Here is a 15,103-nt window from a genome sequence, read left to right on the forward strand (position 1 = left end):
GGTGGACCTGACAAGATTCGAACTTGTGACCTCCCGGTTATCAGCCGGACGCTCTAACCAACTGAGCTACAGGTCCATCATGGTGGAGGTTAGGGGGATCGAACCCCTGACCTCAGGCTTGCAAAGCCCGCGCTCTCCCAGCTGAGCTAAACCCCCACGGAGACAGTAATAAACACCCCGGCGGCGACTCGGCTCTCGCTGGGGTGTTTATTGCGAAAGAAAGTGGTGGACCTGACAAGATTCGAACTTGTGACCTCCCGGTTATCAGCCGGACGCTCTAACCAACTGAGCTACAGGTCCATCGCGCAAGGGATATATTAGACGAGTCGTTACGCGCGCGTCAACAACTTTTTTGAAAATCTTTGGGAGGGGTTCGCCCCGGCCGCGCGGCGGCATATGAAGTCGCCTGCTCGGACAGTCCTGACTCGCACGGAGAGCACATTAAGTGCTCTCCGGCTCGTGCGGAACTCGCGATCGACTTCATATGCCGCCGCGCGGCCGGGGCGAACGTGGGTCCAAAATTGTCAAAAAAGCGGTCGGCGCGCAGGTGCGCCGACCGCCGATATATGGGGTCTGATATTTTCTACCAGCTAGTTCCTCTTACTCGTCGAGGAGATCTTCTGGCATGTCGTTGCCGTCGCCTAGGTCGACCGGGGCCTCTTCGGCGTCGGCTGTGGCCTCGGCATCTTCGCCTTCGGGCTTCTCCTTGGCGGCCGTCATGCGGGCTACGGCGCAGATGCGGTCGTTATCGTCGACGGTCATCATCTTGACGCCCTGGGTGGCGCGACCGGTTTGGCTGATCTCGTCGGTCTTGACGCGAATGACCGTCGCGCCCTCCGTCACGATGAACAGCTCATGCTGCGGGCCCACCGTCTTCATGGCTGCGAGGTTACCCTTGCGCTCGGTCATCTGGATGGTGTAGACACCCTGACCGCCGCGGTTCTGCTCCGGGTAATCCGAGACCGGCGTGCGTTTGCCGTAGCCGCGCTCGGTAATGACAAACAGGTCGCCGTTACCGTTGGTAATCTCCATACCAAGAACGCTCACGCCTTCCTTCATGCCAATGCCGCGGACGCCGCTGGTATCGCGGCCGGTGGCGCGCACCTGGTCCTCGGGGAACATAATCGCCTTGCCCGCGGTGGTTGCCATGATGATCTTGTCACCCTCGCGCACGCGACGCACAGCGAGCAGCGCGTCGTCGTCCCTCAGGTTGATGGCGATCAGGCCGTCGCGGCGGCTACGGTCGTAGGCGCTCATCACGGTCTTCTTGACCATGCCACTCTTGGTGGCAAACATCAGGTACTCGTCGGCGGGGAACTCGCGGCAGCTGATGACGCTCGCGATCTTCTCGCCCTCCTCGAAAGGCAGCAGGTTGACGATCGCGGTGCCGCGCGCCTGGCGCGTGCCAACCGGCAGCTCGTGCACCTTCAGGCGATAGACCTTGCCCTTGCTCGAGAAGAACAGCACGTACTCGTGTGTGGATGCGATAAACATCTCGTCGATAACGTCGTCCTCTTTAAGGTTGACGCCCGACACGCCCTTGCCGCCACGCTTTTGGGCGCGATAGGCGGCCACCGGGATGCGCTTGACGTAGCCGGTGTGGGTGATGGTCACGACCATGTCCTCGTCGGCAATCAGATCTTCGACATCCAGGTCCTTCTCAACCTGGCTGATCTCGGTGCGGCGCTTGTCGCCAAACTTCTTGGAGATCTCGCGCATCTCTTCCTTGATGACGCCCAGGATCTTCTCCTCATGCGCCAGCAGGTCCTCGTAGTAGGCGATGGCGCGGCGCAGGCCGTCCAACTCTTCTTGGATCTTGTCGCGCTCCAGGCCGGTCAGGCGGCGCAACTTCATCTCGAGGATGGCCGTGGTCTGCTCGGGCGTAAAGCCAAAGCGCTCGATCAAGCGGCTGCTGGCCTCGGAGTCGGTCTGCGAGGAGCGGATGATGCTAATGACCTCGTCGATATGGTCGAGAGCCATCAGATAACCCTCGAGGATATGCGCGCGGGCTTGGGCCTTCTTAAGGTCGAAGCGGGTGCGGCGGGTGACGACGTCGACCTGGTGGTCGATGTAGTGCTGCAGCATCTCACGCAGGCTCAGGCATTTGGGAACGCCGTTGACGAGCGCCAGGTTGTTGGCGCCAAAGGTCGTCTGCAGCGAGGTGTACTTATACAGGTTGTTGAGCACGACCTGCGGAATGACGCCCTTCTTGAGCTCGATAACCAGACGGATGCCCTTCTGGTTGGACTCATCGCGCATATCCGAGATGCCCTCGATGCGCTTGTCGTTGACGAGCTGGGCAATCTTCTCCTGCAGGGTGCCCTTGTTGACCATGTAGGGAATCTCGGTGAAGACCAGGCGACTGCGACCGGTCTTGGTGGACTCAACGTGTGCCTTGGCGCGCACGGTAATGGAGCCGCGGCCGGTCTCGTAGCTCTGCTTAATGCCGGCGCTGCCCATGATGATGGCGCCGGTGGGGAAGTCCGGACCGGGCATGATCTGCATGAGCTCGTCGACGGTGGCGTCGGGGTTGTCGATCAGGTAGCAGGTGGCCTCGATCGCCTCGGCGAGGTTATGCGGGGCGATGTTGGTGGCCATGCCGACGGCGATGCCCTGGCTGCCGTTGACCAGCAGGTTGGGGAAACGTGCAGGCAGTGCCACGGGCTCGGCGAGCGATTCGTCGTAGTTGGGCTGCCAGTCGACGGTATCCTTCTGCAAGTCACGCAACAGTTCCATGGCGGGCTTTGCCAGGCGGCTCTCGGTGTAACGCATGGCCGCCGCGCCGTCGCCGTCGATATTGCCGAAGTTGCCGTGACCGTCGATGAGCGGCGTACGCATGGAGAACCACTGCGCCAAGCGGACCATGGCCTCGTAGACCGCAGAGTCACCGTGCGGGTGGTACTTACCGATAACTTCGCCGACCGTCCAGGCCGACTTCTTGTGCGGACGGTTGGGGTAGATGCCGCTCTCGTTCATTGCGTACAGGATGCGACGGTGCACCGGCTTTAAGCCATCGCGCACGTCCGGCAGGGCGCGCGCCGTGATGACCGACATCGAGTACTCGATGAACGACTGCTTCATCTCGCGGCCGAACTCTGAAATCTGGAGCTGGCCGCCGTTTATATCCTCGCCGGCCGAGGCACCACGATCGACTTCGCCAAAGCTCTCCTCGAGCTCACCGTCGTCATCCTCTTCCTCATCATCATCGGCATCGGGGTTATAGGCATCCGGATCGCCATCCTCGCCCTGCTCGGCGCGGGCGAGCAGGCGCTTCAGATCGTCGGGCATGCCGGCGTCGCTGGCCTCGTCCATACCCTCGTTATTGTTGATATCGTCTGCCACGTTACCTCCTCATGGTTTGCGTGGTCCATTAGTTCCCTACCACGGAGACGGCTTTTCCAGGTGCCGCAGATTCGCCCGAAAGAGGAGGGAAGCGTACTTGGGTACGCGACCGACGATTGAGGGCGAAGGTGCGGTGGCTGGGAAAGCCGCAGGGATTAGGCATCCAAGAATCGTGCGTCGTGGGCGTGTTTTTCAATGTATTCGCGGCGATAGCCGACCTCGGAACCCATCAGCTCGCGCACGGCGCGGTCCGCCACCACGGCGTCTTCGATCGACACACGCTGCAGGATGCGGGTCTTGGGGTCCATCGTCGTCGAGGCAAGCTGCTTGGGGTCCATCTCGCCCAGACCCTTGTAGCGCTGGACGGTATAGCCCTTGCGCTTCTTGGTAATCTTGCCGTCCTTGGCCTTGCCGTCCTCGTCGTTATCGTCGGGGTTCAGGCCCAGACTCTGGATGGTGTCGCGCAGGATCTCGTCTTCGGGCTGGCGGCCGTTGGGATACACGTAGTGGATCTTGTTGCGCACCTTAATGCCAAAGATGGGCGGGCAGGCAACATAGACGTAGCCGGCATCGATCAGCGGACGCATGTACTTGTAGAAGAACGTCAGCAGCAGGATGCGGATATGCGCACCGTCGACGTCTGCATCGGTCATGATGATGATCTTGTGGTAGCGCGCCTTGGTGATATCGAAGTCGCCGCCGTCGCCGGCACTCGTCGTGACGCCGCAGCCGATCGCGGTAATCAGCGACTGAATGGTGTCACTCGAGAACGCGCGATGGTCACCAACGCGTTCGACGTTCAAAATCTTGCCGCGCAGGGGCAGAATCGCCTGGATGTCTCGGCGGCGGCCGTCCTTGGCCGAACCGCCTGCCGAGTCGCCCTCTACGATGAAGAGCTCGGTCAGCTCGGCATCGCGCACCGAGCAGTCAGCGAGCTTACCGGGCAGGGACGCCGTCTCGAGCAGGCTCTTGCGGCGGGTCGCCTCGCGCGCCTTGCGGGCGGCATTGCGCGCCTTGCAGGCCTGTTGCGCCTTCTTGACGATCTCGCGAGCGGGCTTGGGATGCTCCTCGAGGTAATCGACAAGGCCGTCGGTCACAATCTTGAGCGTGAGCGCTCGCATATAGGAGCTGCCGAGCTTTGCCTTGGTCTGGCCCTCAAACTGCGGATCGGGCAGCTTGACCGAGATAACGGCCGAAAGGCCCTCGCGCACATCGTCGCCGGTCAGGTTGGCGTCTTTTTCCTTGAGCAGGTTCTGCTTGCGCGCGTAATCGTTGATCACGCGGGTGAGCGCGGTGCGGAAGCCCTCAAGGTGCATGCCGCCTTCGGGGGTGTAGATGTCGTTGGCAAACGACATGACGTTCTCGCCGTAGCCGCTATTCCACTGCAGGGAAACCTCGACCTCTCCCATCTTGGCCACAGGCGCGTCCGGGTCCGATTTGCCCTCGATGTAGATGGGCTCCTTAAAGGCCTCGGGGACGTCCTTGCCCTCGTTGAGGAACTTGACGAAGTCGATGATGCCGCCCTCGTAGCAAAACTCCTCCACGTGGGGAGTCGCTTCGCGCTCGTCGGTCAGCACGATTTTGAGGTTCTTATTGAGGAACGCCGTCTCCTGCAGACGGTTGTGCAGCGTATCGAAATCGTAGATGCAGGTCTCGAAGATCTCATCGTCGGGCCAGAAGGTGACGGTGGTGCCCGTCGAATCCGAGGTGCCCACGACCTCCATCTTCTTGACGGTCTTGCCGCGCGAGAACTCCATCTCGTAGGTGTTGCCATCGCGACGAACCTGAACGACCACGCGCTTGGACAGCGCGTTGACGACGGAGATGCCCACGCCGTGCAGGCCGCCCGAGACCTTATAGGCCGAGTTATCGAACTTACCGCCGGCGTGCAAGATCGTCATGACGACCTCGAGCGTCGGGATCTTTTTAACAGGGTGCTCGTCGACGGGGATGCCGCGCCCGTTGTCGACGACCGTGATGGAGTTGTCGGCGTGGACCGTCACCTGGATCTCGGTGCAGAAACCGGCCATGGCCTCGTCGACGGAGTTGTCAACGATCTCCCACACCAGGTGATGCAGACCGCTGGCGCTCGTCGAGCCGATATACATGCCCGGGCGCTTACGAACGGCCTCGAGACCTTCGAGAATCTTAATCTCGCCGCCATCGTAATCGTTTTCGTTTGCCACACGTCCTCCTTCAGTCAAGAAAATGTGTACAGCCTTACTAGTTTATCGTAAAAAAATACCCTCGGGAACGAGGGTATTTGGCTCTACAAGGCCACCAGATGCGATTTAAGGCTCTTTTTTGCCTTGCACGCCCTTGGCCCACTCGGCACTGGCTCTCATGGCGTTCTCGAGGGCCTCGCGCAGTTTTTGGTCTTCGATGGGCGCCACTTGGCGCTCAATCTCGGTGCGCTCGGCCTCACTTAGGTCAGCATGCGGAGCCGGCGGGCGCTCGGCCACGGCAGGACGCAGACGCTCTTTGGCAGCGGGCGGCGTGTGACCGGGCGCGGTGGTTTTGAACACCAGGCCATCCACATGCGCACCGACGCGCTCCATGCGCGCGCGGATGATCTCGCGCAACAGCGTCATTTCCTGCGTCCACGAGGGCGAATCGAGATATACCAGCAGCTCATTGGACTCGGGCAGGTAGCGCAGGCCCGTCACATGCCGCCCCTCGCGCGTGCCCGAGCACACCGCGTTCCACGCGCGATAGACCGCGCGCGACTCCTCGGCAGCCTCCATCTGCGCGCGGCGCTCAGGTGTTGCAGCCGCCAGGATGCGCTGGCGCTCTGCGTTTAAAAACCCACTGAAGGCGACCGTTTCGCTCTCGCGCTCGTAATTAGCACGTCTCACCCATGCTCACCACCTTGGCTCGATCAAGCAGGTCATCGGTAAAGTATCCCAGGTTGGTCGTGGTTATGACCGTTTGGATATCATCGCCGATCAGCCGCAGAAAAGCACCGCGGCGCTCGCCGTCGAGCTCGCTCATCACGTCGTCCAGAAGCAACAGCGGAGCAGTACCCAGAACATCGCGAGCCACGGCCACCTCGGCCACCTTCCAGGACAGTACCAACGTTCGCTGCTGTCCTTGGCTGGCAAATGAACGGGCGGAGCGACCCGCCACGGTAAATTCAATCTCGTCGCGATGCGGTCCCACCAACGTCACGCCGCGGCGAATTTCCTCGTCGGCGTGCTCATCAAGGGCGGCCAGCATGCGCTCGTACGCCCAGCCCTTCAGCTCTTCGCGATCCTCGACCTGGGGCAAATCCCCCAGTGTGGACGTGTAGGTCACGTTGGCAGCCTCGCCGGACGCCACTTGCCCGTAGGCAGTGTGTACATGGCCCGCCAGCCGGTCGAGCAGGGCCAACCGGTGCACGAGCAGAGCCGCGCCCGCGCGGGCAATCGAATCGTTCCACGCGCCGAGCATCTCACGGCAGCACCAGGTCTCCTTGAGCAAGGCGTTACGCTGGGTCACGCAGCGCCCATAGGTGCTCGCAAGATCGGCATAGCGTGCGCTCAGTTGCATGCCAAAGTCATCGAGGGCGGCGCGGCGCACACTGGCGCCTCGCTTAACCATGTCCAGATGGTCAGGGCAAAACAGCACGCTCGGCAGAACCCCGCGTACACCGGCGGCAGAGCATCTCTTGCCGTTGCGGCTAAACGAGCGCTTACCGTCCTCCGCGCTCAATCCCATATCAAGCACGCGGCCGTCGCCCTCGAGCCTCAGCTCGACCTTGCACGAGCCCACGCCGTCATGGACGAGCTCGGCTGCGGTCGGATGCCTAAACGAGGCGCCGCTCGTCAGCAGCTGCAGCGCCTCTATGAGATTGGTCTTTCCCGCCGCGTTTGGTCCCGCAAGTATCGTCACGCCCTCGTCCAGGGCAAGACGATAGCTATCGAAGCCGCGGTAGTGCGCGACGGAAAGATCGCGGGCGAACATGGTCATGGCGCAGCGCTAGATGCGGACCGGCATGACCAGGTACAGGTAGTTGATCTTGTCGTAGGACTTGAAGATGCCCGCCTGCGAGTAGCTCTTGAGCTCCAGCGTGATCTCCTTCTCCTTGGACAGGGCATTGAGGCAGCCGAAGATGTAGTGGTAGTTGAAGGCGATGGTGCCCGACTCGCCCTCGGCCTCGACATCGATCGTCTCCTGCGCAAGGTCCTGGTCATTGGAAATGGAGGACAGGCCCATCTGCCCGTTCTCGACATCGATCTCGAACTTGACGGCGGGGTTGGCGCTCGCGATAACGGCCACGCGCTTGAGGGCGGCGTTAAAGGCGGCGACGTCAATCTTGACGCTCGTCACGCACGAATCGGGGATGAGCTGCTTGTAGTTGGGGTACACGCCCTCGATACGACGCGACACGTAGGTGGTGTTGCCGGCCTCAAAGACGACCTGGGTGTCGGTAGCCCCGATCATGATGGTCGCCTGGCTGGCCATGATGTTCAGTGCGTCGTTAAAGGCGTCAGCCGGAACGTTGAGCTCAAAGGAGCCCTCGAGGGTCGAGGTCTCGACCTGCGTATCGCACACGGCCAAGCGGAAGGAATCGGTCGCCACCAGGCGCACGGTGTTGTTCTCGACCTTCATGTGCACGCCGCCCAGGATGGGGCGAGCCTTGTCGGTCGAGGTGACGCGCCACACGCGGCCGACCATCTCGGACAAGATATCGGTCGGCAGCTCCACGGCACTCTCGATGGCATAGGCCGGAAACTCGGGGAAGTCATTGGCATCGAGCGTGTTCAGGCGGAAAGAGCTCTTCTCACAACCAATCAGCACCTGGCGCTCGGACAGCTCAAAGGTGACCGGGGCATCGGGGAGGGTCTTGGTGATATTGGAGAGCATCTTACAAGGGATAACCATCTCGCCCCCTTCTTCGACATGTGCCGCGATGCGATGACGGATCGAGATGGTGTAGTTAGAGGTCTGGAATTCCAAGATGCCGTCTTGCGCCTTGACGAGCACGCCCGACAGGATGGGAAGGGTGGACGCCGAAGCGACACCCTTCATAACGACGCCGATGGCTTGTGTAAGCGAGCTCTGGCTGACGGTGAACTTCATCTTTTAATACCTTTCTTTAGATATAAATATCTTAATAATAGTAATAGCACTGACGAAACTGTTGATTACTCCCAAAGACGCAGGTCAGACCCAGAAAGAGAATCGACAGCAACCTGTGTGCAACGGGGGTGGTTTTCCACGTTCAAAACCTGCGCAAAACTTTTCACCACCGCGGGTTGGGTTTTAGACACCTTATGCCCATGGTTTCGACAAGTTTTCAACAGGTGTCTCTATTTCCCTACGAGCGCAGTGTAATTTTATCGCGCAGCGATTTGAGGTCTTCGGTGACGGTACGGTCTTCCTGGATCATCTTCTGGACCTTTTTGTAGCTCGTGCTGACGGTCGAGTGGTTGCGGTTGCCAAATTCGGCGCCCACCGCCGTGGTCGTCATCTCGCACATCTCGATGGCCAGGTAGATAGCGATATGGCGTGCTTTGGCGATATTGGCGTTGCGACGCGGGCCGATGAGCTCCTCGTGCGTCACGCCGTACTGCTCTTCGATGACGGACTGAACCGTCTGGACGTTGATCTTTTTGGCCGATGTGTCGAAGTACTGGCTGGCGATGGCGTCGATATCGTCAAAGGTGAGCTCCCCGCCCTCGCGCTCGCGGTCGCCCGCCTCGCCGGCGCAGCGCTCGCAAAAGCTCTCGAGTTCGCGGATGTTGGTGCCCGAGACCTCGGCCATGTGTTTAAAGTGCTCGTCGGTCAGGTGTCCGCCGTCGCCCCCATAGGCCGCCAGCAGCGAGTCGTCGCCTGCCTCGGGAGCGGCGACGATGGTGTTCTCGTAATAGCGCTGCAAGATCTTGTATTTCATCTCGTAGCTGGGCTCTGCGACCAGGCAGAGCATGCCGGCGTTGAAGCGGCTGGTCAGACGCTCGTCCATGCTCAGGTCCTTGGGGGCACGGTCTGCCGCGATGACGACCTTCTTGTTGTTGCGGATGAACTCGTCCATGAGCTGGAAAAAGTAGTCCACGCTCGCGCGCTTGCCGATGATGTTTTGGATGTCATCGATGATGAGCACGTCCACGCCGTGGTACGCCTGCATGATGGGGGCGTTGCTCTTCTTTTGGCGGTCGAACTCGGTCATCAGGTCGTCCAGATATGCCTGGGAGTTGGCATACTTGACCTTGATCTCGGGCGACTTCTCGGCGAGCTCGTTTTTGATGGCAAGCAGCAGGTGCGTCTTGCCCAGGCCCGATTTGCCGTAGATGAACAGTGATGTGCATGTGCCGCGCTCGTCCGCGAGGGCGGCAAACTTGAGTGCCGAGCGATAGGCATGGCTGTTTTCGGGGCCGTAGACAAAGTTCTCAAAGGTAAATTTTGAGTTCGCGGCGAGCGGGGCTCCATCCGTATTCTGCTCGGCCGGCACGGCCGGCGCCGGTATGGGTGAAGCGGGGGTCGCAGCTTGCGTGGATTTAGTCGGCGCTCCGCCCTTCATCTGGTTCATCATGCGACGAAAATCATCGGCCGAGAGCGTGTTCTTGATTGCAATGCCCGAATCCGCGCCCGCCGCTGCGTCGTGAGCGATAGGCATGTGCGTGACGGGTGCGTTCGTTGACGTCGCCGCCGCGGTCGGCAACGGTGCCATGGTTTCACGGGAAACATCGCTGTGCTGGTGCTCGATTGTCGGCACGTCGCCTGCGGAGGTCGGTGCCGCCGGGGAAGCGGCGGGAGCCGTGGCGGGCGCCGTCGCGGCACCGGATTCCGTTGCGGCGCCTTGCGGTGCCACGATGTCGAGCGCGATCGGTGCAAAGGCGATTTCTTCCAGATAGGCCTCAATAGTCGGCTGATGCTTTTTGAGCTGCGCGATGGCAAAGCGCGAGGGGGCCTCGATCGTGAGCGTATCTTCGGTCAGGCTTATGGCCCGCGATTGCCCCAGCATGTTGATGAGGCGTGCATCTTGGCCGTCGCGCTGGCAAAAGGCGATGGCATCCCCCAGGATGATGCTTGCTTCCTCGTCCACTGTCTCTCCCGTTCTTTAGCTCTGAGCTCGCACGCGAGCGGCGCCGAGTTCGGTCAGATGGTATTTCTGGCCATGCTTGATGACCAAGCCGGCCTGCGCCAAGTCATTGAGCGTGCGTGACCAAGTGGGGGCCGAGTTTCCAAACGCCCTCGCCAGATCGGTTGCACCGCACGCTTGATTTTGCGCCAGATAGCCCAGCGCGGCGTTGCCGCGATCGCTTACGAACACGTCCGGTTGTGGCTGCGCATACTGATTTGCTGCATTAGGATACATCATTTGAGCTGCTGGTTGTTGAGAACTCTGCATCGGCGGCATTTGCTGTTGAAAACTTTGAGGCCACTGTTGGTAAGGCTGCAGAGGCATCTGTTGGGCCCAGGGGTTGTACTGCTGCTGCGGCATCTGCTGGTACGGCTGCTGATATCCCTGCTGGTACTGCTGCGGGAACTGCTGGCCATACCCCAGTGGCGACATCTGCTGATATGGATATCCCCGTTGGTACGGCTGATAGCCCATTTGCTGGCCACCCGGTGCCCCCGTCGCCTGCTGCATTGCTGCTGCATCCTGATCTGCCAGCGGCATGGCCTCTGGCATGTTTGGCGTCATCGACATAGATGCCGCCTGGGGCTCTTGTGTGGGAAGCATTCCGGGCTGCTGCATCTGCCCCACGGGGGGCTGCATCTGCTGCGTTGCCATGGGCTGCTGCGCAAAAGCTCCCGGCAGGGGATATGTGGGCTGCTCCGTCTCGGGCCGCACGGCAGCACCGCGTCCGCCGGCACGCTCGATTTCCTGCACGCGTTTAGGGTTCAGGCTTACCGTAACCACGGTGCCGTTGCCCATGTTGTCCTCGATGGATACGGCACCGCCGGCGTTTTCCAAATACTCCTGCACCATGGGAAACCCTGCTCCGGTTCCACGGATATAGCGCTTCATCTTGCTGTTTGCGCTGGTAACGCCAAAGTCGAAAGCGCGTTCCTTGTCGTCGATGCCGGGTCCTTGGTCAGCAAAGCGGATGGTGTCTCCGCCGTCCAGAATCGAGATGATGGGCTCTGCAAAGTGTGCGTGGATAAAGTTTTCGACAATCTCGCGGATGACCATGAGCGAGATATGGCCACCTTGTTCTTTCATGCACTGGTAGACGGTGTTGGTCGTCTCTTCCAAATACGTGCGGACATCTTGCGGATCGATGACGATCACACGCGGTGTCGACAGCATGTCGTCATAGACGGCGATGCGCGCGGCGTACATGGCTTTTGGCGCCTGCGTTGTCGTCTGTTCACCTTCGTCACGCTCTTCGCGCACGCCGGTGATGTGCTCGTTGTCGGGTGCCGGGTCTCCGGAATCGACCATGGTGTAAAAGTCGTCAGACATGCCGCTCGCAATCTTCCAAAAGGTTTCGAACAAATAGTAGCTCACCGTGCAATGTTTCTCATCTTTCGACAAACTTTCAAAACCTGTTGAAAACTTTGGAAAACGGACGAAAAGTTCTCAACATTGCCAACATGACCTGTTGAAAACTCGATGAAATATCATGAAAAGTTGCCATGCACCGCTAAATCGAGCTTGGCTTATGGGGGAACCGTGTGAACTGCGCAACCTTTTACCTTTGATTTCTTGACATTTGAACATTGATTTCCCTACAATCTTCAAGCTCACGTGTCTATATCTGCGTCCGCGTCCCCGCGGACACTCGAAATGCAGCAGGAGGAACTTAAGATGAAGCGTACGTATCAGCCTAATAAGCGTAAGCGTGCCAAGACCCATGGCTTCCGTGCCCGTATGGCCACTAAGGGTGGTCGTGCCGTGCTCGCCCGTCGTCGCGCCAAGGGCCGCAAGCGTCTCACTGTCTAGCAGCGATACACACATCTCGCATGAAGACTATTAAGTCTCGGCAAGATTTCGAGCATGTGTTCAGTCAGGGGCGTCGTTTCAATCACCCTCTGATTCGAATGACCATATGTGAATCGGTTGGCGAAGGCGACTCCGGAAGGGTCGCCTTCGTTGGTGCTAAGCGACTCGGTTGTGCCGTCGTGCGCAACCGATCTAAGCGTGTGATGCGCGAGGCCGCCCGCAGCTGCGGATTTCCCGTTGCGGGTTATGACATCATCTTGTTTGCAACTCCCAAGACGAGGGTTTCCTCGCCGCAGGAGATGGACAAGGCGTTGCGTTCGCTTATGAAGCGCGCCGGCGTTGCCGGGGAGGAGCGATGAGCAATCACGTTTTGCGACGTGTTGCCATCGCTCCTATTCGCATATATCAACAGGTTATTTCGCCCTTATTGCCTGACGCCTGCATTTATTACCCAACGTGCTCGCAATACGCCATCCAGGCGATTGAGAAGCACGGTGTTTTGAGAGGCTGCTGGCTTGCCGTGAGGCGCATCGCTCGCTGCAATCCCCTGCACGTCGGCGGTTATGACCCTGTGCCCTAGCGGGCACTCGCTATCGGAGGAAAACTTACATGTGGGATTGGATCGTTAACATCCTTTTCGAGCTGCTCAAGCTCATCCAGACCTTTGCGGTCGACTGGGGCCTGTCCATCATCATCCTGGTGGTCATCATCCGTCTGCTGCTGACGCCGCTTATGCTCAAGTCGACCAAGTCGACGGCTCGCATGCAGGTGCTGCAGCCCAAGATGCTCGAGATCCAGGAGCGCTATGCCGACGATCCCCAGCGTCAGGCCGAGGAGATGCAGAAGTTCTACAGCGAGAACAAGTTCAACCCCATGGCTGGCTGTCTGCCGCTGCTGATTCAGATGCCTATCCTGTTCGCCCTGTTTACATTGCTGCGCAACCTGCCGCAGTACTTTAACAACGGCACGTTCTCGTTCTTCAACATCCTGCCCGACCTGACCACCACGCCGAGCGCTTCCTTTGCCGATGGCTTTATGGTTGCACTGCCTGCGCTGGTTTGCCTGATCCTGTTTGCCGTCCTGACCCTGATTCCGCAGCTCTATATGTCGCGCAACCAGACCGGCCAGCAGGCTCAGAGCATGCGTATGATGGCCGTTGTCATGACGGTCATGATGCTTTGGATGGGCTGGAGCCTTCCCGTTGGTGTTCTGCTGTACTACGACGTCTCGTCTGCTTGGCAGGTTATCCAGCAGATTTTTGTGACGCAGAAGGTCATCGACAAGGCGAAGGCCGATGAGGAGGAGCGTCTTAAGAACGCTCCGCTGCAGGTTGAGGTCACTCGTCGCGAGAAGAAGCCGCGCCCGCACAAGAAGAAGTAGTGGGATATCAATCTTATTTAGGTACCTAACTTTTGGAGTACGTTATGTCTGAAGAGATCATCGAGGATATGCTTGAGGAGGTTGCCCCGCAGGTCGCGGGCGATTATCCCGAGATTGCACAGCGCTACAAGGCTGGTGAAGAGCTGACCGATGAGGAGCTCGACACCATTGCCGATGTTGCGATTTCCATCCTGCGTTCCATCCTTTCGCACTTCGATGCCGCCAACTCTCCTATCGATGAGTATGAGGGCGACGAGGGTGAGCTGATTTTGGATGTAACGGCTCCCGACCTTGCTGTTCTCATTGGCCGTCATGGTCGCACTCTTGATGCTCTTCAGGTTATGTTCTCTTTGCTGGTGAGCCGCAAGCTTGGCTTTAGGTATCCGGTTGTAGTGGACGTCGAGGGATACAAGAGTCGCCGTCAGGATAAGGTCGCCTCCATGGCTCAGTCTGCTGCCGAGCGTGCCATCCGCACTCATAAGAGTGTTTCGCTTCCGCCCATGAATGCCTACGAGCGCCGACTGGTTCACATTACACTTCGTGGCAACGATGCAGTCGATACTCATTCTGAGGGTTCTGACCCTGATCGCCATGTGGTGATTGTTGCTCGATAATCTACTCGAGCTTATGCTAGGGGGACGTGGTTTCCACGTCCCCTTTTTTTGTCAAAAGTTCTCGATACGCTGATTTTTGTCAGAAAGGAGCTTCAGTTGTTTGTACTTACCGATCAGCAGGCTGACGAGATGTTGAGTCTCCTAACTTCCTATTGCAAAGAATATTCCTTGAGCGTAACTGATATTGAGCTGAGGAAATGTATCCAGCATTTGGATTTGGTTCTAGAAACAAATAAGACAACCAATCTCACCCGTATTCTTAACGTAGAAGATGCTGCCGTACTTCATATCCTCGACTCACTTGTTTTGCTCCCCTATATCAATAAGGCTCCTGAGGGAGCTTTGCTCGATATGGGAACAGGTGCGGGCTTCCCTGGTATTCCATTAACCATAACCACGCATCGAAAAGCTACTTATATTGACTCTGTTGGCAAGAAGGTTGATGCGGTTAATTCCTTTGTCCATGCTCTTGGATTGAAACATGCTCATGCGGTTCATGATCGTCTTGAAGAATATGCTCGAAGCCATAAGAAGCAGTTCTCCGTTGTAACCGCCCGCGCACTGGCCCCTCTACCGATTCTTGTTGAGTATGCGGCTCCGTACCTGAAGGATGGAGGGCTATTTGTTATCACCAAGGGCAATCCTTCGGATGAGGAGCTTGCTTCCGGCATGTCAGCAGCTAAGATTTGCGGCTTCACTTTGCTTCTGAATGACGCAATTGATTTGCCTGAAGGCTTGGGTCACAGGGAGTTCATTGTTCTTAAGAAGAGTCATTCAGCATCCGTTTCATTGCCTCGTGCAAATGGCATGGCAAAGAAGAATCCGCTTGCCTAGATGTTTCACGTGAAACATAATGGTTACTAACAGCTTGCAGTGTTTCACGTGAAACATAGCA

The 15,103-nt window shown here is 58.7% G+C and carries 13 protein-coding genes and 3 tRNA genes; 6 read left to right on the forward strand and 10 right to left on the reverse strand.

The window, feature by feature from the left end; translation table 11 throughout:
• Positions 1-2 precede the first annotated feature (2 nt).
• From ACESUZ_RS06360 to ACESUZ_RS06405, 10 genes are all read right to left on the reverse strand, one after another.
• Positions 3-76: transfer RNA gene (locus ACESUZ_RS06360), tRNA-Ile, on the reverse strand.
• A 4-nt stretch (positions 77-80) separates the two neighbouring features.
• Positions 81-156, reverse strand: a tRNA-Ala gene (locus ACESUZ_RS06365).
• Positions 157-223: 67 nt separating this feature from the next.
• A tRNA-Ile gene (locus ACESUZ_RS06370) sits at positions 224-300 on the reverse strand.
• A gap of 300 nt (positions 301-600) precedes the next feature.
• A complete protein-coding gene (gene gyrA / locus ACESUZ_RS06375; protein WP_373199130.1) occupies positions 601-3,312 on the reverse strand; it encodes a DNA gyrase subunit A in 2,712 nt (903 codons plus the stop codon).
• A gap of 185 nt (positions 3,313-3,497) precedes the next feature.
• A complete protein-coding gene (gene gyrB, locus ACESUZ_RS06380) occupies positions 3,498-5,528 on the reverse strand; it encodes a DNA topoisomerase (ATP-hydrolyzing) subunit B (RefSeq protein WP_040360015.1) in 2,031 nt (676 codons plus the stop codon).
• A 105-nt stretch (positions 5,529-5,633) separates the two neighbouring features.
• The gene (locus ACESUZ_RS06385; RefSeq protein WP_055287306.1) at positions 5,634-6,197 is read right to left on the reverse strand and encodes a DciA family protein; all 564 of its coding nucleotides are present in this window, start codon (positions 6,195-6,197) and stop codon (positions 5,634-5,636) included.
• Positions 6,184-7,290 (reverse strand): DNA replication/repair protein RecF, encoded by a 1,107-nt coding sequence (gene recF, locus ACESUZ_RS06390; RefSeq protein WP_373199109.1) that lies wholly within the window; start codon positions 7,288-7,290, stop codon positions 6,184-6,186. Before recF ends, ACESUZ_RS06385 begins: the two co-directional genes overlap by 14 nt.
• 9 nt (positions 7,291-7,299) lie before the next feature.
• Positions 7,300-8,403 carry a DNA polymerase III subunit beta gene (dnaN, locus tag ACESUZ_RS06395; protein ID WP_152068594.1) on the reverse strand — a complete coding sequence of 368 codons (1,104 nt, stop codon included), beginning with the start codon at positions 8,401-8,403 and terminating at the stop codon, positions 7,300-7,302.
• Between the two features lie 238 nt (positions 8,404-8,641).
• On the reverse strand, positions 8,642-10,366 hold the full coding sequence (locus tag ACESUZ_RS06400) for a DnaA ATPase domain-containing protein (RefSeq protein ID WP_373199110.1): 1,725 nt from the start codon (positions 10,364-10,366) through the stop codon (positions 8,642-8,644).
• Positions 10,367-10,381: 15 nt separating this feature from the next.
• The gene (locus ACESUZ_RS06405; RefSeq protein ID WP_373199112.1) at positions 10,382-11,806 is read right to left on the reverse strand and encodes an ATP-binding protein; all 1,425 of its coding nucleotides are present in this window, start codon (positions 11,804-11,806) and stop codon (positions 10,382-10,384) included.
• A gap of 273 nt (positions 11,807-12,079) precedes the next feature.
• On the opposite strand from ACESUZ_RS06405, the gene rpmH reads away from it, so the two are divergent.
• The 6 genes from rpmH (at position 12,080) to rsmG (ending at position 15,042) form a co-directional block, all read left to right on the forward strand.
• Positions 12,080-12,214: a 50S ribosomal protein L34 gene (gene rpmH, locus ACESUZ_RS06410; protein ID WP_019127408.1), complete on the forward strand. Its 135-nt coding sequence runs from the start codon at positions 12,080-12,082 to the stop codon at positions 12,212-12,214.
• 20 nt (positions 12,215-12,234) lie between these two features.
• Positions 12,235-12,573, forward strand: coding sequence for a ribonuclease P protein component (gene rnpA, locus ACESUZ_RS06415; protein ID WP_006236191.1), 339 nt, complete (start codon positions 12,235-12,237; stop codon positions 12,571-12,573).
• Positions 12,570-12,794, forward strand: a complete 225-nt coding sequence (yidD, locus tag ACESUZ_RS06420) for a membrane protein insertion efficiency factor YidD (RefSeq protein ID WP_082222962.1) — start codon at positions 12,570-12,572, stop codon at positions 12,792-12,794. Before rnpA ends, yidD begins: the two co-directional genes overlap by 4 nt.
• 29 nt (positions 12,795-12,823) lie before the next feature.
• A complete protein-coding gene (locus tag ACESUZ_RS06425) occupies positions 12,824-13,594 on the forward strand; it encodes a YidC/Oxa1 family membrane protein insertase (RefSeq protein WP_035136499.1) in 771 nt (256 codons plus the stop codon).
• A gap of 44 nt (positions 13,595-13,638) precedes the next feature.
• Positions 13,639-14,208 carry a Jag family protein gene (locus tag ACESUZ_RS06430; RefSeq protein ID WP_349114809.1) on the forward strand — a complete coding sequence of 190 codons (570 nt, stop codon included), beginning with the start codon at positions 13,639-13,641 and terminating at the stop codon, positions 14,206-14,208.
• A gap of 96 nt (positions 14,209-14,304) precedes the next feature.
• Positions 14,305-15,042, forward strand: coding sequence for a 16S rRNA (guanine(527)-N(7))-methyltransferase RsmG (gene rsmG / locus ACESUZ_RS06435; protein ID WP_373199115.1), 738 nt, complete (start codon positions 14,305-14,307; stop codon positions 15,040-15,042).
• Positions 15,043-15,103 lie beyond the last annotated feature (61 nt).

Source organism: Collinsella aerofaciens ATCC 25986 (genome assembly GCF_964239575.1).
Taxonomy (GTDB): domain Bacteria; phylum Actinomycetota; class Coriobacteriia; order Coriobacteriales; family Coriobacteriaceae; genus Collinsella; species Collinsella aerofaciens_BQ.